20 protein-coding genes and 1 pseudogene are annotated in these 21,297 nt (G+C 38.9%); 14 read left to right on the top strand and 7 right to left on the bottom strand.

Translation table 11 applies throughout. The features are described from left to right. Positions 1–72 precede the first annotated feature (72 nt). The gene (locus C2M30_RS15455; protein WP_105172312.1) at positions 73–936 is read left to right on the top strand and encodes a DNA replication terminus site-binding protein; all 864 of its coding nucleotides are present in this window, start codon (positions 73–75) and stop codon (positions 934–936) included. A gap of 6 nt (positions 937–942) precedes the next feature. On the opposite strand, the gene C2M30_RS15450 is transcribed toward C2M30_RS15455, so the two are convergent. Next, positions 943–2,160: a hypothetical protein gene (locus C2M30_RS15450; RefSeq protein WP_010558445.1), complete on the bottom strand. Its 1,218-nt coding sequence runs from the start codon at positions 2,158–2,160 to the stop codon at positions 943–945. Positions 2,161–3,017: 857 nt separating this feature from the next. Between C2M30_RS15450 and C2M30_RS15445 the strand changes: the two genes are divergently transcribed. The 4 genes from C2M30_RS15445 (at position 3,018) to C2M30_RS15430 (ending at position 9,628) form a co-directional block, all read left to right on the top strand. Then, a complete protein-coding gene (locus C2M30_RS15445) occupies positions 3,018–4,253 on the top strand; it encodes an AAA family ATPase (protein ID WP_100914574.1) in 1,236 nt (411 codons plus the stop codon). A 13-nt stretch (positions 4,254–4,266) separates the two neighbouring features. Beyond that, a complete protein-coding gene (locus C2M30_RS15440; protein ID WP_105172311.1) occupies positions 4,267–5,235 on the top strand; it encodes a ParB N-terminal domain-containing protein in 969 nt (322 codons plus the stop codon). A 194-nt stretch (positions 5,236–5,429) separates the two neighbouring features. Next, positions 5,430–8,582, top strand: a complete 3,153-nt coding sequence (locus C2M30_RS15435; RefSeq protein WP_158683481.1) for a DEAD/DEAH box helicase — start codon at positions 5,430–5,432, stop codon at positions 8,580–8,582. A 230-nt stretch (positions 8,583–8,812) separates the two neighbouring features. After that, positions 8,813–9,628, top strand: coding sequence for a helix-turn-helix transcriptional regulator (locus tag C2M30_RS15430; protein WP_105172309.1), 816 nt, complete (start codon positions 8,813–8,815; stop codon positions 9,626–9,628). Positions 9,629–9,662: 34 nt separating this feature from the next. Here C2M30_RS15430 and C2M30_RS15425 read toward each other — a convergent pair whose 3' ends face one another. Continuing rightward, positions 9,663–9,905, bottom strand: a complete 243-nt coding sequence (locus C2M30_RS15425) for a hypothetical protein (RefSeq protein ID WP_105172308.1) — start codon at positions 9,903–9,905, stop codon at positions 9,663–9,665. Positions 9,906–10,167: 262 nt separating this feature from the next. Between C2M30_RS15425 and C2M30_RS15420 the strand changes: the two genes are divergently transcribed. From C2M30_RS15420 to C2M30_RS15405, 4 genes and pseudogenes are all read left to right on the top strand, one after another. Next, positions 10,168–11,526 carry a DNA recombination protein RmuC gene (locus tag C2M30_RS15420; RefSeq protein ID WP_105172307.1) on the top strand — a complete coding sequence of 453 codons (1,359 nt, stop codon included), beginning with the start codon at positions 10,168–10,170 and terminating at the stop codon, positions 11,524–11,526. 224 nt (positions 11,527–11,750) lie between these two features. Beyond that, entirely contained in the window at positions 11,751–11,960 is a 210-nt protein-coding gene (locus tag C2M30_RS15415) for a DUF3465 domain-containing protein (RefSeq protein ID WP_105172306.1), read from the top strand. 254 nt (positions 11,961–12,214) lie between these two features. Then, positions 12,215–12,406 (top strand): annotated as a pseudogene (locus C2M30_RS15410) (DUF3465 domain-containing protein); the annotation flags it as partial. Between the two features lie 181 nt (positions 12,407–12,587). Next, positions 12,588–12,878 (top strand): hypothetical protein, encoded by a 291-nt coding sequence (locus C2M30_RS15405; RefSeq protein ID WP_105172305.1) that lies wholly within the window; start codon positions 12,588–12,590, stop codon positions 12,876–12,878. A gap of 206 nt (positions 12,879–13,084) precedes the next feature. Here the strand turns inward: C2M30_RS15405 and C2M30_RS15400 are convergent, their stop codons facing one another. After that, complete coding sequence (locus C2M30_RS15400; RefSeq protein WP_100914580.1) at positions 13,085–13,846, bottom strand: hypothetical protein; 762 nt, start codon at positions 13,844–13,846, stop codon at positions 13,085–13,087. Between the two features lie 312 nt (positions 13,847–14,158). Here C2M30_RS15400 and maoP point away from each other — a divergent pair, with 312 nt between their 5' ends. Both maoP and C2M30_RS21515 read left to right on the top strand, forming a co-directional pair. Beyond that, on the top strand, positions 14,159–14,497 hold the full coding sequence (maoP, locus tag C2M30_RS15395; protein WP_010558434.1) for a DUF413 domain-containing protein: 339 nt from the start codon (positions 14,159–14,161) through the stop codon (positions 14,495–14,497). After that, positions 14,487–14,630: a hypothetical protein gene (locus C2M30_RS21515; RefSeq protein WP_158683479.1), complete on the top strand. Its 144-nt coding sequence runs from the start codon at positions 14,487–14,489 to the stop codon at positions 14,628–14,630. The genes maoP and C2M30_RS21515 overlap by 11 nt, the downstream gene beginning before the upstream one ends. 60 nt (positions 14,631–14,690) lie before the next feature. Here the strand turns inward: C2M30_RS21515 and C2M30_RS15390 are convergent, their stop codons facing one another. Beyond that, a complete protein-coding gene (locus tag C2M30_RS15390) occupies positions 14,691–15,260 on the bottom strand; it encodes a GNAT family N-acetyltransferase (RefSeq protein ID WP_234004748.1) in 570 nt (189 codons plus the stop codon). A gap of 26 nt (positions 15,261–15,286) precedes the next feature. Beyond that, on the bottom strand, positions 15,287–15,688 hold the full coding sequence (locus tag C2M30_RS15385; protein ID WP_105172304.1) for an MAPEG family protein: 402 nt from the start codon (positions 15,686–15,688) through the stop codon (positions 15,287–15,289). Between the two features lie 284 nt (positions 15,689–15,972). Between C2M30_RS15385 and C2M30_RS15380 the strand changes: the two genes are divergently transcribed. Then, entirely contained in the window at positions 15,973–17,124 is a 1,152-nt protein-coding gene (locus C2M30_RS15380; protein ID WP_105172303.1) for a capsular polysaccharide export protein, LipB/KpsS family, read from the top strand. A 108-nt stretch (positions 17,125–17,232) separates the two neighbouring features. Here the strand turns inward: C2M30_RS15380 and C2M30_RS15375 are convergent, their stop codons facing one another. Together C2M30_RS15375 and C2M30_RS15370 are read right to left on the bottom strand one after the other, a co-directional pair. Next, complete coding sequence (locus tag C2M30_RS15375) at positions 17,233–18,369, bottom strand: porin (RefSeq protein WP_100914584.1); 1,137 nt, start codon at positions 18,367–18,369, stop codon at positions 17,233–17,235. A gap of 11 nt (positions 18,370–18,380) precedes the next feature. Further along, positions 18,381–18,821, bottom strand: a complete 441-nt coding sequence (locus C2M30_RS15370) for a substrate-binding domain-containing protein (RefSeq protein WP_105172302.1) — start codon at positions 18,819–18,821, stop codon at positions 18,381–18,383. A gap of 413 nt (positions 18,822–19,234) precedes the next feature. Between C2M30_RS15370 and C2M30_RS15365 the strand changes: the two genes are divergently transcribed. Continuing rightward, positions 19,235–20,032, top strand: a complete 798-nt coding sequence (locus tag C2M30_RS15365) for a DUF3450 family protein (protein ID WP_105172301.1) — start codon at positions 19,235–19,237, stop codon at positions 20,030–20,032. Continuing rightward, entirely contained in the window at positions 20,032–21,294 is a 1,263-nt protein-coding gene (locus C2M30_RS15360; RefSeq protein ID WP_105172300.1) for a MotA/TolQ/ExbB proton channel family protein, read from the top strand. The genes C2M30_RS15365 and C2M30_RS15360 overlap by 1 nt, the downstream gene beginning before the upstream one ends. Positions 21,295–21,297: the final 3 nt, after the last annotated feature.

The raw sequence follows: 21,297 nt of genomic DNA, 5'->3' as shown, positions 1-21,297 counted from the left end.
TGGCGCATAAAGCTTGTGCTTGTCAGCAACAGTAAATACCATCAAACACTCAGTATCGCTAGAGATCAAAGAATGAATAAACGTTTTTTACTGCGCAGCCACTTTGATAAGTGCACTCAACTAATTGAACAATTACAACACGCGTTAGTTAATTCAGATCTCGCATTTTGTCATTATTATCAACTGCCAAAAGTCAAAGAAGCGGAAAACCACCGTCCTCCCGATGAGATTCCCGTCACTCCATTTGAAGGACTAGATGCGCTCAATAAAAGTTGCTCGGCATTTAAAGATGTATTTAAACAACCCGAATTAAGCGGAAAATTATTGACTCGTCATCCTGGAGTGATTGGTATTAAAGGGGATGATCCCGAAATACGAGCACTTATTAGCGCAATTAATCAAGAAAAACAGAATTTTAAGCAAATTGTATTATCAGAAAAAAGCAAAGATGCCCGTTTTGAACTGGTTCACAGTACAATTCCCAACTTGATCACCCTAGCGTTTTATCGCCAGATCTTTTGTGAAAGCCGCAGCGCGTATTCAGTACGATTTACTTGGATGCATAAACATTCAATTCAACACTTAAGCGCAAAACAGGCACTTACCTTTTTACAGCAAAACCAAAGCCATAAACCAATGATCACGCAAGATAAAGCAACATGGCAAGCAATGGTTGAACAAGAAAAACAACGGATAGTAGGTTTAAGTGAAAATAAAAAGCTACGTATTCGTCGCCCTATTCGGGTGTCACCCCAAGTAAACGTGCGGTTTAGCGCCAGCGATCGCTATCATGTTAGTGCAGCGCTACCGTTTATTTTATTTAACGCTGAAAAGGTTACAAAAATTGGCAAGCTTACAGATTATGCTAAAAAGCCAGATACACGCGCAAAAAAAAGTCGCTACCTAATTGAGCGACTTTTCTTAGAAACACCGTAAAAGCATTTAATCTTCAACGATTTGTACAATATCTTCTTCGTTGTCAATGACAATAGCGTCATCGGCGATGCGTTTACCACTTTGAATTTCCAAGCGTTTCTTCTGCTTGTTCAGGCTCAACATTTCTTCACAGAAATCATCTGTTGGGAACATTTCATAAACGTAATCAACAATTTTGCCAGACTTATCATCTTTAACATTATCAATGGTGTAGTCTGAAATTACCCCTTTACTGATCAAATCTTTCATCGTTGTCGTCATATCACGACGCAAAGCTTTAAGTTTGTTCTCAGTAATTTCTTCATCACCTGTAATTGATCCGTACTTTTCCATAATCGACAACAAACGGAAGTGATGTGTTTTTCCTGGAGCAGCATAACGCCACAAATGGTAAAGACGTAGCATCATCCAACGTGATAAGCCACGTTTAAGCTCTTGTGCTCGGTTAAAGTAATAGCCTTTGTATTCAAGGTTATCGATCATGTTGTGAACGAAGGCATTAAGACAAGCAACACACTTAATGTTACCGCCTTGACCTTTTTTACCGCTAAAATGTAACGACGATAAAAAGTTCATATTCGACTCATAAAACGAGTCATCAACATCAGTATTTTTGGTATCTTTCGCTGAATATTTAAAGCTCAGCTTAGAGCCTTGCAGCGCCTCTAACGCCTCTTTAATTTGAGGGTAAGGCATTGACTGACCAACACTTTTAAGTTCTTGTGCCAGCTCGTTCATAGAGAATACAACCGCGTATTGAATACCCGATTTAAAGTTAATTTTTACAATTTTGCCTTTTGAAGCAAGGCGGATAAGTGCACGCTCTACTTTTTCTTCGCGATCAGATGGCCAGACTAAAAATTCTTTTTCTTCACCCTGCTGCTTGGTACTAACAACCGCTGGTGTAATTTTTAATTCACCTTCATATTGAATACCATCAATGCGTTCAGAGATACGTCGAGTAACAATCGTTCTACCCGGCGCTTCTTCTACCGGCAGTTTTTTATGACCCGATCGCACAAAACGGCCCCAAAGATCATAATGATTAAAGGTGTTTGAATACGCGCGAAGATCGTGGCGAGCGTTTTCAATAGGAACACGAACATCTTTATTATCGGTAAACAATGCCAAATTTTCATTATCAATAGCGCTTTCAACGCCATGGATCTGCCCACGTAAGGTATCCGGCAAATTCTCAACCGAGATATTTACTTTGTTAGACATTCAAGTTCCCATCTAAATTTTTATTATCTGTTAATATCATCACAGATCATTACTAAAGTTAATTAAATTAGTTAGTAAAATTGTGATCTGCCCTCGTTTTTTTTGCTCAGATCAAATTTTTACCAACTAAAACTAGATAAAACGAAATAAACATGGCTGTTTCGTGTAAAAAACACACAGACAAATCAAATTTTGACGTACTGGGATCACTTTTTTACTAACAAATCGTTTTCAGAACGATATTTTACCAACTCAAAGCACGATTTATTAGTATAAATAGCGTTTTTTTTAGAGAAACAGGCCCCGAGTTGGTAAAAATCGGTTCTGAGCCAGTAAAAATGGGCACTCAAAATTTAAAATGTGGATAACTCAAGATCGAATTAGTAGGGATCTGATCTCAACCAAGTTAGGATCCGATCTTAATTAACACGATCTAAGTAATTCCTTAAAAAATTGCACAATTACAAAGCGTTATCTTAGTAAAAAGCTGATCTAAACGGCCTTTTTTGTGAATTGTGCTGTGCATAAACTGTACATTAACGGTGAATATAAAAATTAGTCAGTAAAAGAGTGATCTCGCTGTAGATATAAAACGGATCTTTACCAAGTATAAAGTCGATCCGAAAAAAAATAATAAAATGATGTTTTACAAACAGTTAGATCAACTATTCACAGCTCTAACCTTAAATACCTTAGTATTTAACCACCTTTAAACTTATTTCTTATTCTTTAAGTAAAATTATAACGCAATAAAACAGTATTTTTTTCTTTCAATTAAAACGATGTCGTCATAGAATAGTGAAAACAGCAAATTTAATGGACATTTGCATATTACACGTAAGTGTTAAGGTTTAGCTATGACAATCACTCAAAATGCGTTAAGTACCTATAAGCTATTAAAGGCCACTGCAAAAGTAGCTGAGGAATCTCTTGAAGGGCGTATTCAACATTATCGCGCTCATATTAAGACAGATGAAAAAGAATTAAGAACGTATACGCAAAAAGCAGCTGCGGACTTATTAGGATGTAATAATCGCACGCTTAAACGTCGTCATGACCAAGGCGATTTTGACCACCTTGATATTAAGAAAGGGGCAAATGGTCATTATGCTTATACACTAAGTAATATTTATCAAATGGCCGATATCTTAGGTATTCCTGCAGATAATCGCGCTGAAGGTGATAAATTACAGGTTATTGTTGTTAACTCCTTAAAAGGTGGCTGTGGTAAAACCACAAGTCTCGTTAATATTGCTGCTGCATTAGCAACAACAAATATTAAACGCTACCGCATAGGTATTATTGATCTTGACCCACAAGGATCCTCTACAAGCTTCTTTCCACCAGCAGAGCCTGAGCCAATTACGGTTGGCGATCTGATGCGTGACTGTATTGATCTTGAAGAAGGTGAAACATGGGCTGATGTAGTATCAAGTGCATTTGCGCCAACGCATATTCCCAATATTCGCTTTTTACCGTCAGGTATGGACGACTTCTACTTTGAGCACGAAACTGCAACAGAGCTAAAAGAAGGCAAAGGGTATGAAGAATCACAGCATTATCATAAGTTGCTCGATAAAGTGATTAAGCCCGTTGAAGATCAATTCGATATTATTTTGATCGACACAGCACCATCACTTAATTTTATGTTTTACAACGCATTAATGGCATCAACATCGATGTTAATACCGGTTCACCCAGAAGCGGTCGATTTTGACGCTAACAACAAGTACTTAAAGCGTTTAGGTGAAATTTATCATACGGTTGCGGCATTGGGTCATAACGGTTGGGACTTTATGCAGTTCTTGGTAACTAACTATGTTAAAGGCAATCACTCACAGCGCGATATTGTTAAAGATGTGCGCAGTGCGTTTGGCCGTCAGGTGATGAGTTATCCGATTAATCATAGCTCTGCAATTACCGCAAGTTCCTCGTCTTTCAATACAATTTTCGATCAAAAAACATCTGACAGTCTCGCCAGTCGCGAGTCTTTAATAAAATCACAAGAAAACATCAAAGATGTGGTTGATGAACTAGAAATGTTGATCCGTTCAAACTGGTCGTCAACACAATGTCAGTTAGAAACAGCTTAATTTAGGTTTTACAATGGCAAAGAAACGTAAGAATGATACTCGCATCGATCCATTTGCAACAACAGTGGAGTCGAGCAGTTTAGACGCTTTATTAGAAAACGCACAAGCCGGTGATCAGATCACTATGCCTGCACCATCGGATCCTAACCGTGAAATTAAACTGTACTGCAAACTGATCAAAAATGCTGATATTGCGAAAAGTACAGACGTTTATGGTAAAAACCGCCGTGTACAAGCGTTACTGAACGAAAAGTCAGTCGCTGATATTATTACAAGCATCAAAAGTGATGGCCGCAACCAACACCCTGCCCTTTGTTGGCAACAAGGTGAACAAGAAGTGGTACTTGCAGGATCGCGTCGTCGTAAAGCTTGTATGATCTCTGGCAGTGATTATCTGGTACTCAGCTCGCCAGATTTTACAGATGAAGATGCAAAAATTTTAGCGGTGTCATCTGATCAGTACATTGCGCCAAGTTTATGGGAACTCGGCCAAGCTTACGCACAAACAAAACACGATTTAATTGCTGAAGGGCGTAAAGGCTCTTACCGTGAACTGGCTGAAATTGAAGGTGTTTCGCACACAGCGATAGCTGATGCATTGAAAGCCTATGAAAAACTGCCACAAGAAGTATTATCGCTTTACCCTACTGCAAACCATGTAGGCCGCGAAGTCGCTAAAAAGTTAATTGATGCCCGCGAAAAAGATCCACAACAATTTGCAGAAAAAGTGGCTGACGTTAAGCAGCGTTTAGCTGAGCTAGTGCTTGATACTGATGATAAAACAGCTCTAGCAATTACTCGTGAATTAACGTACGCAGAGCCAGTTAAATCAAGCGCTCGTCAAAATATCGATATGGGCAATAGCTACATTAGCGCGCAAAAACACGAAAAGAGCGGTGATGTCGTGATTAAAATTGATAATCGCGTACTGACCGACAAACGTTTGGAGCAATTAACTAAGCTACTTGCTAACTTTAACTAGGTTAGTTGCTAACGTTAACCAAGTATGACTCGCAATAACGAGTAGTCACTTACACTAAAAGCGTGTTTACAGCCCTGTAAGCGCGCTTTTTAATGTCAATTTTTAACCATTCGCTAATCGATATCATAAATTCGTCATAAATCGCCAGAATTCGCTTTGCCCGCAAGCTAAATAACCATATACTGGCAGAATTATTGATTTTTTATAGCCCCGATATGTCACAGCGCTTGTCAAAAAACGATTTACTCGCCTTATTTGATGAAATAAAAAACGAGGAGCTGGCCAGTTTTCCACTAACTGAGTCATTCTTAAAACGTTTTTTTAAGCCTGCTGTGTTCAATAAAGCGAAAGATTACCTTAGTCATGACCTTGTCTTATGGCGTGAGGCCACCGAAGGCTTTAAATCAATCAATGGTGAAGTGGCTAACCAAGAAGGCGAGACTTTCTACCCACAAGCAACCATCAAACAACTTAATGGCCAACCTAAAGTAACCACATCGTGTTCGTGTCGTTTAGGGCAAAAATGCGAACATATTGCGGCAGTGTTCTTATCATTAAAAACTGAGCACTCGGGTGAATTTGGCAAGAACTACTTACTGCATGACTGGTTTACGCGGTTAGAATCGCTGAAATCTAAATCTGAAAAGCACGCGCCTAATGTGTTGCTATTTAGTTTAGAGAAAAATGGCGACGACATCGTGTTATTGCCTAAAATCGCCCCGCGTAGCGAAAATCAGTACGGACTAGGTCGCGCACTTACGGCCAAACAACTGAGCTCGCAGGTCACACCAAAAGATCTCGATGAAAAAGACTTTCGACTATTTAGTTGGATCCGATCGCAAAATACGTTAGGCAAACTAACGCTACATGGTGAATGGGGCGCGTTGGCACTGGCAAAACTCGTTGAAACTAAGCGCTGTTATTGGGGCGATGAGCGCACTCCGCTTAGCTTAATTCATAAAGAGCCACTGGCTATAGATTGGCAAGAAAACGAGCTGGGTGCTGAGCTTAAATTAAGCATTAATACTCACCAAAATTGGGTATTAGTGCCGACCACACCACCCTATTTTGTTGATTTAGAAACAAAACAAGTTGGTGAAATAGATACCAGTCTTGCCAGTGATGAAATGAGCTTATTACTGACCATGCCTGCGGTTGAAAAAAGCAGTTACGCCCAAGCGCAGGATAAACTTAACGGTTTGTACGGTTTTGGCTTTGTGCCCTATTTGGTTGACAGCGACAGCCAATCAACCACCCCACAGCCTTGCCTCCGTTTTGAATTAGTGGACGAACTGCCAACACTTGCGCTTAGTTTTAATTACAAAACAGCCGTGCACAATGGCGCGTTTGAAAACACGTGTATTAATCAGCTTAACAACTATGGCTTAGAGCTTGTTTCTAGCGAAGCTAATACGCGATACTTTCGTTTTCCACCGGCCAATGAAAACCAAGTGCAATGGCACTGGTTTATCAATGAAGTATGCGATGAACTAAAGAGTCATTTGTGGAAAGTAAGCGAGCCGACTAAAAAGTTACACATGCCGTCAGAGGCAAAGTTAGTTGCCAATTTATCGCGTGTTGCAAATAACAAACTGCAACTTGATGTTAATTTCTCGGTTGATCAGCTAGTACTTGATTTTAATTTGTTGCGAGAAAAAGCAGCGTTAATCAATAACAAAGCGAACAAAGGTTATTACATAAACTATCACCAAGACCGTTGGCTTGTGGTAAGCCGCAGCGATGCGCTAAATCTAAAACAGGTGATTGATCAGTATTATGGTGAAAAACGCTGGCCTAAGCGTTTTACCTTGCCATTGTCGGCGCTTACGTTGCTGCGTGTGTGCGATAGTGCAATGTTTATCATCGAAGATAAGCAACTATCTGAATTGTTTTATCTAGAGCACAGTGAGAGCAGTCTTACGGCAAGCTTACCAAACGGCCTAAACGCCACGCTACGCGACTATCAGTTAAAAGGTCTGGCTTGGCTACAGTTTTTAGAGAAACACGGTCTAGGTGGCATTTTGGCTGATGATATGGGCTTAGGTAAGACGATTCAGGTACTTAGCTTCTTACTCAGCCAAAAAGAAGCAAAACGCAGTACTTTGCCTAGTTTAATTATTTGCCCAACCAGTTTGGTAAACAACTGGCTGCTTGAAGCTGAAAAGTTTACACCTGATTTAAAGCTGGTTGCCGTTCAAGGCGCGAATCGTAAAAAGCTGTTAGCTAAAGCGGCAACGGCCGATGTGGTCATCACCAGCTTCCCATTGTTATTGCGCGATCATGAACATTATTTACAGATGCACTTTGGCAATATTATTTTGGATGAAGCGCAAACCATTAAAAACTACCAATCAAAAGTATCGCGCTTTGCTAAGTCATTGAAAGGTGATTTTCACTTGTGCTTAAGCGGCACGCCGGTAGAAAACAATTTATCTGAACTTAAATCGTTATTTGACTTTGCTATGCCGGGATTACTTGGCAGCACCGCATATTTTAAAAACCATTTTCAACAACCCATTGAGAAAGAAAATAATGCATATCGGGCCGAGCAATTAAACGACATTATTGCCGGATATGTACTGCGCCGAACGAAAGCGGAAGTTGCTAAAGAACTTCCAGCTAAGTCGGAAATGGTAAAAGTGATTGAGCTTTGCGATAGCCAAAAATCCCTGTATCAAAAAGTCAGTGAGCAAATTGAATCAAAAGTTAAATCGATCTTTGAAGCCGGTGAGCAACAAGCTAGTAAGCTACTGTTTTTAGAGTCATTATTAAAACTTAGGCAAATATGCTGCGATCCGCGATTAATCAGTAAGTCTACCGATCCAGATGAAGCAATTAACAGCGCTAAATTAAATTATTTAGCTAATACACTGCCAGAAATGTTAAAAGAGGGGCGAAAAGTCATTATTTTCAGCCAATTCACCAGCATGCTGTCGCTTATTGAGCAAAAGCTTAGCGAAATTGGAATTGATTACAGCCTACTAACAGGCCAAACTCGCCACCGTCAAAAAGCCATTGATAAGTTTCAGCAAGGTGATGTCAGCGTGTTTTTAATTAGCTTAAAAGCCGGTGGTACAGGGCTTAATTTAACCGCGGCTGATACCGTTATTCACTACGACCCTTGGTGGAATCCAGCGGTTGAGCGCCAAGCAACCGATCGCGCTTATCGTATTGGCCAAGATAAACCTGTTTTTGTTTATAAACTGATTTGCCAAAACAGTATTGAAGAAAAAGTACAGCGCATGCAGCAAGAAAAAGCCGCATTAGCCGAGCGCTTTTTCGATAGCAATAGCCACGGTTTTTCTGATTTTAGTGAACAAGATCTACTGCAATTAATTGGATCGTAATTTTTTTAAATAAATTTGAACTTAACGAAAAACGGTAAGTCTATTACTACAGATGACATATTGACTTTGCTGTTGTTGTCTCAATCCATCCCTGGATTAAAAGATTTCCCGTTGATTACTAAGTTAGTAATTTTTGGCCAGCCCCATTAAACAATGTGGCTGGCTTTTTTCATTTTATTTGGTCAAAATAGTTTCAAATAATAAAAATTGCGTCATCAAAGGCATACACAATGCGCTGGGAAGATATAAAACGCTATCAAGTAATTGAAGCGCTTTTATTATGGGAAGGTAAGCTAAATGCTCGCCAACTTATGGATTACTTTGAAACGAGCCGTCCCACGGCACAAAAATACATTTCAGAATACAAGCAGCTTAATTCAACTGGATTTGAGTTTGTGAGCCAGCAACGTGCACACATTGCCAATGTCGATTTTACGCCGCAATTTATTGATTTAGAATTCTCAAGCTATCACGCGCTTTTTAACACTCAAGGCGACCATGCAGTGACATCGCTTGTTGAAACATTGCCGCAGGTACACCGCAATATTAGCCCGCAATTAGTCAGGCCTATCCTGCAAGCAATCCGTTATCAATTACGTTTAGATATCGGCTACATTTCGCTTTCGAGCCCTGAATTTGAAGACCGAATTATTCAGCCCCACAGCTTAGTATTTGACGGTACACGTTATCATGTTCGTGCGTTTTGCGAGAAAAACCAAGACTATCGCGATTTTGTTTTGTCGCGTTTTTCGGGGGAATTCGCATTTGAGGGAGAAGCCACGTTTGATGAAGCGCATGATACGCTGTGGCAAACTGAAGTTACGCTCGTGGTGTGTCCGGATCACCGTTTAACTGAGTTGCAAAAAAAGGTGATTGCACACGATTACCAAATGACAGAGCAAAAGTTAGCACTTAAAACTCGCGCCGCTTTGTTAAAATATTTGCTACAACATTTACGACTTGATATTTACCAAGCGGCCGCTGAGCAACAGCAAATCGTGATCGATCCTGAATGCCGAAAACTGCTTGCACCATACATTAATTAACCTGAACTCGGGTTAAATTAGTTCTAAACGCATATTAAAAAGCCATAAGGGTTAAATATGGGATCATTAATATACCAACAAAAGTAACCGCACCCAGAGCGTTACTCTGCAATAAGGCTAAAAGCTGCTGATTTCGGGCTGCTCTCGCTTCGGAACATTGTTTTACTAACTCTGAAATTTGGTACTCTTTTACATCGCTTTTTATTAATTGCTGCTCTACTTTTAAGAGTTTTTTATAGCCACTTTGTGCGCTTAAAAAATTATCTAATGTATTCATAATAAAGCCTTTTTATAATTCAATTCGTTTGCTTAAGGTTATTAAAGCCAACTTTTATTTAAAAATAAATAGACCGATTTTTGACCTGTAAAAGATGTTTACAGATCACTTTTTTACTAGCCAATAAACCACTTTTTTACTTACTCAATGGCAATGTGGGTGTAAAAAAGTTTTACAGGTAGTGATGTAAATAATTGATTTGTGTGCGGCATAAATGGCAAAAAAGGTATACTAATCACGTCTTTTCAAATAGGAATCGCTTATGCAAGCATTGTTAAACCAACCTGAAATAGTGATCACAGCGTTTTTATGTCTTTTTGTGGTGTTTTTAGTGACTATTTTGGTGACTGTAGGTCGTTCTAAAAACAAAACTGCATTGCTACAAGCCCAGTATTTACAAGAAAAAGCAGGATTACAAGAAAAACTGGTGGACCTTGCAAAAACCTCAGATCAAAATTTTACCAACTGGCAACAAGAGCAAGAACGCACCAATCAACTGCGTATTAAGTACAGCGCTCTGCAAACACGTCTTACTGAGCGTGAACACAGCTATCAGCAGCAATTAGCGAGTTTACAAGATGCTAAAACTGAACTTAAAAAAGAATTTTCATTGCTTGCTAATCAAATATTTGAAGAAAAAGGACAAGCGTTTAAATCGTTAAACCAAGAGAGCGTGTCTAATTTGCTAAAGCCAATGCAAGAAGAGCTCAGAGGCTTTAAACAAAAAGTTGAAACCATTCATAGCGAAGAATTAAAACAGCGTTCAGAACTAAAAACAGAACTCGTGCATTTACAAAAATTGAATCAAGCTATTACTTCACAGGCTGAGCAACTTACAACTGCATTACAAGGACAAAAGAAAACCCAAGGAAATTGGGGCGAATTAATGCTAGAGAATGTACTAGAAAGTGCCGGACTTCGCGTTGGTGACGATTACCAACGCGAATTTCATGTTAAAGCGTTGGAAGGAAATTACCGGCCTGATGTGGTGGTGTTTTTACCACAAAAGCGTCATTTGGTCATTGACGCTAAAACGTCGCTGAATGCCTACACTCAATATGTAAATGCAGAGAGTGAACTGGTTGCAGAGCAAGCATTAAAACAACATGTAATGGCCGTAAATGCTCGCATCGAGGAGCTTGCAAGTAAAGGATATGACAAACTACCAGGCTTAAATTCACCTGAAGTGGTGATTTTATTTATGCCAATTGAATCGGCTTATGTTGAAGCATTGAAATACCAACCTGACCTTTATCAACGTGCTATCGAAAAGAATATTTTAGTGGCTACGCCAACGACCCTCTTAACAAGCATGAATATTGTGCGCCAATTATGGCGTTTTGAAGAGCAAAGTAAACACAGTGCTGAACTGGCGCAGCGTGCAGAACGTTTTTATACTAAGTTAAATGGCTTTTTAACCAGTATGCAAGGCGTTGGTAAAACTCTTGATAAAGCAAAAGAAGGTTACGACCGTGCATTTGCACAGCTTTATTCTGGTAAAGGTAACTTAATTAAACAAGCTGCTGAATTTAAAGAACTAGGCGTAGCTGTACAAAAAGAACTGCCAAAAGAACTCATTGAGAAGGCCGAACTTGAATTAAATTTTGAGCAAAGTGAGTAAGTTTTAAAAGTACTAAGGGGAAGTGTAAATCCCCTTTACAGTTTTAAATGGTTTGCCAAAACCACCAATAATGTGTCATTTTCAGTAAATTACCTTGTTGTTGAAAATTAAACTTTAAATGTAATTTCTGGATTTTTGAAACGCTAAGGCCAATAAAAAGGCTTCGTCAAAAAGCACATTAATTTTATAATCACTCTTTCTAGTAGTAACTCAAAGGATTGAAAATGAAACACTTCACTGCCCTTTTATTAGTTGGTTTTTTCTTAACCGCTATCAACCTACACGCAAATGATCGTCAGCTCAGTAACGCTTATAAAAATCAGCAAAGTGATATACAAGTTAAAGGTTCAGGCACAGTGTTACGTGTTTTGCCTGATGATAATAATGGCTCAAGACACCAAAAATTTATTTTGGGTTTAGCTAGAGCGTGGTGACATTTACGGTCTAAATTCTGTTCAAATCCAAACCGTTTTGATCGCGGCGTCGCTTAGTAGGCCTAGTGGGCTAAGTCAAAAAGTGACAACAAAGAGCATAACGGTTTGGGTTGAACCTTACAGGCAGCGCTTGTTTGGCATTTATGCTGCGTTATCGCTCATTTATGTAGAATAACTACACCACAATCGCTCTGCCTTGTCTAAATGTCAAACAAACTGCTGCAGAAACAGACTGTAAACGTTACCACGCTCTAAAAACCCTACTCGTTGCGCATAATATTGATTTAGCGCCGCGCATTTCGAACTTAAAAGTGGGTGATAAGGTAGAGTTTTACGGTGAATATGAGTGGACAAAAAAAGGTGGCGTGATGCACTGGACACACAAAGATCCGCGAAATAAACATGCTCATGGATGGCTTAAACATAAAGGCAAAGTTTACGAGTAAAAAAAGACTTGAAAATAGGATTAATAACGACCTAATGTATTGTAAAATCGAGATATTATGATTATATCTTGCATATTAGCTAGTTATACACTTGCTTTTTTTAAAAGTGATTTTCATCGGTTTTGACTACAAACACCTTATCATTTGATAGATATTTATTTCACTAAAGGAGTTGGGAATTATGGATAGCTTTACAGAATTTGAACTTGTAATGATAGGCTTAACAGCTTTACCAGTACTTATTTATTTTTGTTCACCTCTGCAATCGCTGTTTGAAAAGGCCGCTCGTGGTGGAGGTGTGTCTATTGTGGTGTTACCTTTTTCTTTATCATGGATTTTAAGTGGTTATGCCGCTGAAAGTGATATTTTTAGGTATGTTATGTTGGGTTTTGGCTTCTGTTTTTTCACCGTATTCTATGGCGCAGGCGTGGCTTTACTTTTAAAAGAGAAACGAAAACAACGTACACAATAAAAATGCAAACTATGTAACTGTGTTGGTTTAATATCAAACCTTACTCGTTTTGGGATTGTTTTAGTGCACGAAACGCTTGCTTTAGTATATTTTTAATAACTTGGCTGTTAGGTTTGAACGATAAAATGGAGCAAACCTAACAGCACAACAGGCATGAAATAGTATAAAGGGGGTTTACACTTCACCTGCTAGTTAGTGGAACCCGTTTAATCGATTTTAACTTCACCTTTTACATTATCGATATTTAAATCGCCAGAACCATCGTCTTCAACAATCAATCCACCCGCACCGTTTACGGTAATATCGCCGGAGCCATCATCTACTTTTACTGTGCCCGTAACATTTCTAACAAGTAAATCACCTGAACCATCTTCAATGGTGACTGCACCTTTGGTGTTTTCAACCTGGGTATCACCCGAGCCATCGTCAATTTCAACGTCACCTTGAATATTGCTTATGTAAAGTGAGCCAGAGCTGTCGTCGACGTATACTGATTTACCGCCATCAATGGTTAAGTCACCAGAGCTATCGTCTACCTTAATGGTGTTACTTAAGCCGTTGATTGTAACATCGCCAGAGCTATCATCTAGTTCGAGTGCTAGCTTGCTTGGCATGGTGATGACAAGGTCGATGCTATGCCCTTGGTTGATGTGAATACGTAAACCATCTTGAATATCGTGTATTGCAACGAGTTTTGCAGTATCACCAGATTGAGTTAAAGAAAGTTCGTAATTTAGATCTTCGCTGGTATAAATGTCGGCATTCACTGTAATTTTATCGCTACTGTCTGAGCCTATTATTTTAAGTGAGCCAGCACCAGTTTCGGCGATAAGTGTAGACAATTGACTTGCGTTTAGCACTAATTCTCGCTCGATGTGAGTATCTGCAGAATTGGTGTTTCCACCGATATGCACAATACAACCTGAAAGCAGTGTTGCCATAGCAATTGCTGAAAATGTTTTATACATGATGTTCCCTTCTAATGAATTATTTTTATTATTCATTGTCGTGTTGAGTGACTAATAGCAATTTAAAGCAATCACTAGGCCAAAATTTAACTCATTGAATAATATGGTTTTATTCTTATTTAATAAAATAAAGAAAACAATCAAACGAATTATTAGTAATTTTTGCCATTCGAACTTTGTCATTTTGACCAACTATGCGCGTTCACGCCATATTTACTGTATTGAATGTTTTTTAAAAGTGTCATTTATCTTTCATATTTGTTGGCTAATTTTATCGCCGAATAACAGCTCCAAATATAAGAGAATATTGTTATGACAAATACGATCCGCGCTGGACGTCGAAAGTTTTATGACGATGAGCATTTTGCCGGTGGCATTGAGCGTTCTGGCTTTTTTACTATTTCTGAGGCTAATTTTTTAGTTGAATACGGTGACACATTAAATGGATTAAGCGCAGGTAATTTAAATCCTGAATCTGCTGCTGAATCGGAATTTGTGGCCTGTATGCAGTCTAATATTGCCTCTAACAGCTATGAAGTAAAGCTCTGGCGAAAATACATAAAAGCTGTGCACAGCGTGACGCACAGAGCCAGTGCGAATAGTTCACGTACAGAACAACATTATTCATTTGAGGGATATGATGAAGCGTAGTTTGCAACAAGATAGCTATTTAGAAAAAACAAAAGTTGGCCGAAAATCAAAGCGCGATAAGCCGAAAGCCAAATTTGATAATAAAAATAAGCGTAAAAAATTTGATGATCATGACTGGGATGATCGCGATTAATAAAAGCGCTTAACCTTTGATGATAATTGCGGCCAGAGTTAGCGCTCTGGCCGCCTTTATTTAACGTGGTGTAAACTCGGGTTTTAGTAAACCAAAGCACGTTAAATCGTGATATTGGTTTTTCCAAAAGCCACTTGCGCGGCGGATCCCCTCTTGTTTAAAGCCAAGCTTTTTAAGCACTGATTCAGACGCGTCATTACCCAGCATGGTATCAGCCTGAATGCGATATAGTTCACCAAATGGTGAGTTGTCTGAATAAACTAGTGTAATAATCGCGTTTAACGCTTCAGTGGCATACCCTTTACCCCAATGATCACTTGCAAATTCATAACCAATCACTGCATTGTGCATTTTTGAATTAAACGAATTAAAACCACATGTGCCAATTAGCTCGCCAGTTTCTTTGAGGCGAATAGCCCAACGAATGCCCTCTTGCTCTTTAAATCGTTGATTAAAGAAATCTATTAAATCAAGAGATTGCTGCTTGGATGTAAACGCTTCAATATTATAAAACTTAACCACAGCTTGATCTGAAAAAATCGAAAATAACCTATCGTTATCATCGATTGTCAGTGTGTTTAGTGTTAATCGTGCAGTGTCTAAATTTGGAAATTGCAGATTAGTTTGCATTAGTACTTCTTGTTTCTTTTCACGGGTTACGCTATTTGAATGAGCAAAATAACCCACATTGACAACACTGAAATCACAGCCCCCCAAAACGTTAACATGCGATGTAGTACATTGTTGTAGGTAAGGTGTACAAAGGCCTGTAACGTTCTAAAAGTAACAAAACTCCAAGCCAAGATGAGCGCTAAGCCATTCGTAATTTCTAGGCTCACAAATAAGGTAGAGACAACATAAAATAATACCGGTACTTCGAACATGTTGTTAAAACAACGCGTTGATGTGGTTAATTTTTCGGGCACGTCTTGGCCTTCCATTGTACGATAGTATTTTATTTTCACGCTGCCATTTTTAACGCTTTTAACACGTGTGGTAACGGCCACAATACCAACGGCAAACGTTAATAAAACCATTCCAAACATTGCATAGATCATACAGGGCCTTTTATTTGTTTAATTATTTAATTCTGATCTGATAGATCGTTTATCTTACTTATTCTGATTCCTTTTGTAACACAGAGAGGACTATGAAATACATCGCTTTTTACTGTGAAACACTTTTGATATTAAATGCGATAAGTATTTTGGTATATCCATGTGATTTAAATTTTCGCGTTTTCGCGTTAGCTACAGTAATTCCGTTATATACGTTTGTAGCTTAATCATTTCGTCACACTTCTTTCATACACTGCGCTAAAAAGTCAGATTTCTTATTGTCTATGCGTATTTTATTTGTATCTCGAAATAGCAGTCATGCTAAATATTACCGAAAATTAGTAGGTAAGCTGAACCTAGACGCGCAACTTCATGTAACTGGTTGGCCGCGTTTTGGAGCGTTGAAACACACAAAACATTTGGCAAATTTTGATAGTAATGAAATGCTAGCGCATCATTTATTAAGAAAAAAAGCGCGTCATCCCGCATTATTTTCAGTAAAGCTAGTTTGTCAGGTATTTCGTGGGTACTTAAAAGCAATAGAAACGTTACGCTTTCTAAAATTTATCGATTTATTTCAAGCAGAGCAGCCAGATAAAGTGGTTGTTTGGAACGGTAAAAAGCTACCAAATCAAACTGTGGTATGTGCCGCTGAGTGTTTAAATATTCCGGTGATGTTCTTTGAAAATGGCTTAGTACCTAACACCACATGCTTAGATCCCAAGGGAGTAAACTATTTATCGAGTTTGCCAAAGCTGCCAGAATTTTATTTAGAACGGGAACTTTCAGGGGTTGCGCTCGCAGCGATAGAACAAGCAAAAAACCATAAAAATCGCACTAGCGATAGCGCGGAAGTAGCACTTTCTGAACACTATATTTTTGTGCCATTTCAAGTACCAAACGATACCCAAGTAGTGGTTCATTCACCTTGGATCAAGAGTATGGAGCAGTTGTTTTGGCAAGTAATGCAAGCGATTGATGCGTTGCCACAAAGTAACCTTAAAGTGGTATTTAAAGAGCACCCTAACTGGCCAAAAAAATTCACGCACTTACATAAAGCCCATGATAAAGCGATATTTGCCAATGGCGTAAAAGCGTCTGAATTGATAAAACGGGCCGAGGCGACAATTACCATTAATTCAACCGTTGGATTAGAAACATTGCAGCTAGGCGGTAAGCTTATTACGCTAGGTAATGCCTGTTACGCTTTGCCTGGCATGGTATTACCCGCAAATTCGCAGCAACAACTTGTTGAACAATTGAAAGAAATCAACAGTTGGCAACCTAACACACGGTTAATTGAACGTTTTCTAGATTATGTAAACGGGGTTTACGCTATTCCACAAGCATGGCGACGAGCGGATAAACATCATATTCAGGCAATAGAGAATAGGCTGTTAGGGTGTGATGAATTTTCAACACAAATCAACCACTAAATGGTGATAAGTTGTTCTTAAAACGCACCTAAATAATTGGCAAACAAAAATAGATTACTTGAGCTTTAATAGAATAAAAGGGCAATTCCATGCCCTTTTTTATTTCAATTAGAATATAAAATCGATACCCATACTAATTGTTCTTGAATCACCATGATAGGCCCAGCCTGATGGTTCATGCCCTTGATCTACAAAAGTATCGTATTGCACTTTAAAGGCAACATTAGAATAAAAGTCATAACGTAAACCATAGCTCAACATATAGTGCTCTTCTAAATCTTCTGTTGGGACTTTCGAACGTTCATGATCCGCTTTGGAGTATGATATGTAAGGTTGGAATTCACCAATGTTATATACCACAGAGATAAGATATGTCGGGAATTCTGTACCTACAGCATCATCATATTCAACATAGTTCATATCAAAAAGAATAGTGAAGTCACTTATATTTACTTGACCACCTAAACCTATAAACTGTTGCGAGAAAGGTGTATAGGGGCTAATGCTCCCATCTTGTTGAATGGTTTCTCTGTCTCTGTCATTTTGAAAGTATACAAAACGGAGATCAAAGAAATCACCTGACATATTCCAGTTAAAGCCTGCGATATCGGTCCAGTATTCATTTACTGTTCGCGCTGTACCACCATACAGTTTATCGTAATATAGCATTTCTACATTATCGTCTGAATATTCATTACCATAAAACGCAGTAATGGTATTTGAGTAATCACCGATTTCGAAGTTGTACATGGCATGAGCACCATCAAACTGGGTTACTTGCCACCAGTAAAGGTTTGAAGGTGGGCGCATCCAAGGGTAGGCGTAACCTACTTCTGCAAACTCTGAGAAGTAGTACATCGGGATATTTCGACGCCCAGCCATAAATGTCCAATCTTCATTGGCTTGATAGGTAACATAATACCAATCGAACTCAGGTTTGAAGTCATCTACACCTTTAGCAACCAATTGTGCAGTAACTGAAAGCTGACTATTAAATTTATAGGTGCCTTGTACAGCAAGGATTGACTCGGCTTTAAATGTGAGATCATTATTATACTGACCAACATCATAAAAATCAGCCGTGAGAATTTCATCTCGTTTCTGCCCCGGATTAAGCGGATCATCGACTGTACCTAGGGTTTTACCTGCGATAATTGAACCGTAACCACTTATTTTTAGCTCTGCATTAGCTGATTGAGAGAAAATAATAAGCAATGCTGATGCGACTAGTGAAAGCTTTTTCATATTATCTCTCCTCAGAAGGTTGCTACTACTTTGACATCAGCTGTTACGGCGCTAGCGTCTAAATAGCCAATTGAATCAGGGTTGGATGCTACCGATGAAATAACAGCTGCATTTGAATCCATTTCTTGCGGAGGCGTCCCTTTACCGGTAAAAAGAATTTTCGACCAATAAGCTTTGACTTGACTGCTCGATTTACCCAGCACTTTTGAATTAAACTCTTCGGTAGCTGGGTCATTGTAGCTTGCACTAATTAAAATGGCAGAACGGCCGTTAGAGTAGCTTTTGGTTTTTCCTAAAAATATCTTTTTAATGGTAGCTTGATCAAAGGTTGAATCATTCGTTGGATGGACAACAACCGCGACATCAGCGATTGCATGTGACATGTTCATTAATATCAATGTGGATACTACACAAACAACTTTCCACGTTTTTTTGGTTGAAGGTAATGACATAGTTAATCCTTATAATTGCTGCGCTAAGCGTTATGCGTATCGCATAACGATATTCAAAAAGTAGTCTTGCATGTCCCTGATATCAAGAAATTGAAGTTAATTTCGTTTTTTAAACTTGTAATAAGAAATGCTTTTATTTTGTATTATTCGCGTAAATCTTTGCGAAATTAATGTCAGAAAAAGGAAATTATTGATGGCTTTTGATGTAAACGGGGTTTACGCTTTTGCTTAAAGTTAGCTTATCTTCCTCGATAGCTTATTCGCGGTTACCTTTATCTATTCTTTTAAAAATCAAGTACTAGGTGAATATATTTAATTTTCAATGCCGCTTGTCACAAAGTTGTTGCTTAATTGTTATGCATCTGTAATTCTTTTTCATTAAGGGCAGAAAAGTATTACAACAAGGATAAGCAATGAAACACGTTTTTGTGTTTGCAATGACAGCGCTGTCTTCGGCGGTGCTGCATGCGCAATCTTCAGACGCTGAATTAATGCAACAATGGTTAGATTTGGAAAGTCAAAAAGGCAAACTGCAGCTTAATTGGCAGGCCAATGAACAGGCACTTAAAAATCAACTTTCTCTTTTAAAACAAGAAAAACAAGCGCTAAACGCATTGCTTAAAACAGCAAATGCAGCGCGTAGTGAAGTTGATACCAAACGCTTAGCACTCACCGAACAGCAAGTAGCTTTTGAAAAAAATCAGCAAACAATTGATACGGCATTAAAAAATGCTTATTTATTTGTTAAACGCATAACGCCACTCTTACCTCCTCCAATACAAACGGACTGGCATAACAAAACAAGCCAAATAGAGCAGACTGAGCTTCCAAACAGTGAAAAGCTTGAGCGTTTACTCAGTATGTATAAATCGGCTGATGAGTTTAACCAACGCCTTGCGATTCATAATACCAGTATGCGAATACCTTTAGACAATGGCGAATCAGAGCGTTTAGTAAATCAAATCTATTTAGGTTTATCACAAGCATGGTACATCAGTAATGATGGCGAGTTTTTTGGTTTAGGGCGAGTTGAACAAGCAGGCTGGCAGTGGCATCACGGTGAGGCTGCAAAACAACTGATTGGCAATCTAAATGATGCAGACTTACCTAGCGATTTACTTGCGATAAAAGCGATGCTTGAAAAACCGACGAATGCAGCATTTATAAAAGCCCCGTTAGCAATTGCGAGTATTGATAAGGAGCGTCTGTGATGGTTCGTTTTATGATTTTAGTGGGCTTGTTTTTTAGTGCTTTTAGTTACAGTGAAACAAATGTAAATCAACAACTACTCGATCGCATTGCCAAATCTAAACAACAGTTAATGGCTATTGAGAAGCAGGTAAATCAGCAATCTCTCTCCTATCAAAAGCAAATTAATCAAGCGCTTAATGATGTTAAAGCCTTACGCGTCAAAGCATCAGCAATTCAGCGTGTTGCTGACGAGCAGATTTTGAGTGTTGAACAACTTTCAGAGCGTGTTGAAAAATGGCGTGCGCAAGACAACTATCAGAAATTACTACTGCAAAGCTACTTTGAGCAAAATGGTACGCCGCTTGGACAATTTACAAATGCGAATGGCGAAGTAGTAATCAGTGAATCGGTTTTTAATACCCTACAAAGTCAATTAGTTGATGCACTTGTACCGCGTTGGCAACCATCGAAAGTGGTTGATGAAAATGGTGAAATTGAACATTTTAATGTACTTGAAATGGGCCCGATAGCACTTGCGTATAACCAAGAGCGAGCGTCGGGCGGGCTTATCGAAAAACATGTAAACCAAGCAATACCAAGTTTAGTCAAGGGGGTTTACAGTGAAGGAGAAGTTGCCCAATTAGCGCAGCTTAACTCAACTGGGTTAGGTACAGTAATGTTTGATCCAACGCTCGGCAATGCTGCTAAATTACAAAATAAACAACAAGGTATTTTAGAACACATTAAAAAAGGCGGTGTATGGGCACTTCCTATTTTATTTTTTGGTGCGTTATCCTTGATTGTGGCCCTTATTAAAGCTGTACAGCTGCTTAAGTTGCCATCCGTTAAAGCAGATCTTACCGCGCGATTATCATCAGCAAAAGACCTTCGCGGCGCTGAATTAACACTTGTTGAAATTGCAAAAAATTACCCTGTTTCAAGTCAACGTGACGACCAGCTAGTAGCGTTTTTAATGAAATATCGCTATCAAGTAGAGAATTACCTAGGTGTGGTTGCAACGTCAGCTGCAATTGCACCACTACTTGGTTTACTGGGCACTGTTTCAGGCATGATCAATACCTTTATGATGATGAATACTTTTGGTACGGGGGATGCAGCAACTGTTTCAGGCGGCATTTCAGAAGCGTTAGTGACAACTGAGCTAGGCTTAATTGTTGCCATTCCTTCACTGATTTTAAGTGCCTTACTGAGCCGTAAAGCGAAAAGTCATAATGCCAAGCTTGAAGCGAACGCTATTCAACTCAGTAAATATGAGTTTTAAACC

It is taken from the genome of Pseudoalteromonas sp. T1lg24 (genome assembly GCF_002964745.1).
GTDB lineage: Bacteria > Pseudomonadota > Gammaproteobacteria > Enterobacterales > Alteromonadaceae > Pseudoalteromonas > Pseudoalteromonas spongiae.
The sequence above is the reverse complement of the archived record's forward strand: the minus strand, read 5'-3'. Positions and strand labels throughout refer to the sequence as shown.

Excerpts from the sequence above, each read along its gene's own strand:
- C2M30_RS15380 (WP_105172303.1), top strand. The coding sequence starts at position 15,973 with ATGCGTATTTTATTTGTATCTCGAAATAGCAGTCATGCTAAATATTAC.
- C2M30_RS15405 (WP_105172305.1), top strand. The coding sequence starts at position 12,588 with ATGGATAGCTTTACAGAATTTGAACTTGTAATGATAGGCTTAACAGCT.
- C2M30_RS15420 (WP_105172307.1), top strand. The coding sequence starts at position 10,168 with ATGCAAGCATTGTTAAACCAACCTGAAATAGTGATCACAGCGTTTTTA.
- C2M30_RS15360 (WP_105172300.1), top strand. The coding sequence starts at position 20,032 with ATGGTTCGTTTTATGATTTTAGTGGGCTTGTTTTTTAGTGCTTTTAGT.
- C2M30_RS15425 (WP_105172308.1), bottom strand. The coding sequence starts at position 9,905 with ATGAATACATTAGATAATTTTTTAAGCGCACAAAGTGGCTATAAAAAA.
- C2M30_RS15400 (WP_100914580.1), bottom strand. The coding sequence starts at position 13,846 with ATGTATAAAACATTTTCAGCAATTGCTATGGCAACACTGCTTTCAGGT.
- maoP (WP_010558434.1), top strand. The coding sequence starts at position 14,159 with ATGACAAATACGATCCGCGCTGGACGTCGAAAGTTTTATGACGATGAG.
- C2M30_RS15365 (WP_105172301.1), top strand. The coding sequence starts at position 19,235 with ATGAAACACGTTTTTGTGTTTGCAATGACAGCGCTGTCTTCGGCGGTG.
- C2M30_RS15415 (WP_105172306.1), top strand. The coding sequence starts at position 11,751 with ATGAAACACTTCACTGCCCTTTTATTAGTTGGTTTTTTCTTAACCGCT.
- C2M30_RS15390 (WP_234004748.1), bottom strand. The coding sequence starts at position 15,260 with ATGCAAACTAATCTGCAATTTCCAAATTTAGACACTGCACGATTAACA.
- C2M30_RS15455 (WP_105172312.1), top strand. The coding sequence starts at position 73 with ATGAATAAACGTTTTTTACTGCGCAGCCACTTTGATAAGTGCACTCAA.
- C2M30_RS15375 (WP_100914584.1), bottom strand. The coding sequence starts at position 18,369 with ATGAAAAAGCTTTCACTAGTCGCATCAGCATTGCTTATTATTTTCTCT.
- C2M30_RS15370 (WP_105172302.1), bottom strand. The coding sequence starts at position 18,821 with ATGTCATTACCTTCAACCAAAAAAACGTGGAAAGTTGTTTGTGTAGTA.
- C2M30_RS15445 (WP_100914574.1), top strand. The coding sequence starts at position 3,018 with ATGACAATCACTCAAAATGCGTTAAGTACCTATAAGCTATTAAAGGCC.
- C2M30_RS15385 (WP_105172304.1), bottom strand. The coding sequence starts at position 15,688 with ATGATCTATGCAATGTTTGGAATGGTTTTATTAACGTTTGCCGTTGGT.
- C2M30_RS15440 (WP_105172311.1), top strand. The coding sequence starts at position 4,267 with ATGGCAAAGAAACGTAAGAATGATACTCGCATCGATCCATTTGCAACA.
- C2M30_RS21515 (WP_158683479.1), top strand. The coding sequence starts at position 14,487 with ATGAAGCGTAGTTTGCAACAAGATAGCTATTTAGAAAAAACAAAAGTT.
- C2M30_RS15450 (WP_010558445.1), bottom strand. The coding sequence starts at position 2,160 with ATGTCTAACAAAGTAAATATCTCGGTTGAGAATTTGCCGGATACCTTA.
- C2M30_RS15430 (WP_105172309.1), top strand. The coding sequence starts at position 8,813 with ATGCGCTGGGAAGATATAAAACGCTATCAAGTAATTGAAGCGCTTTTA.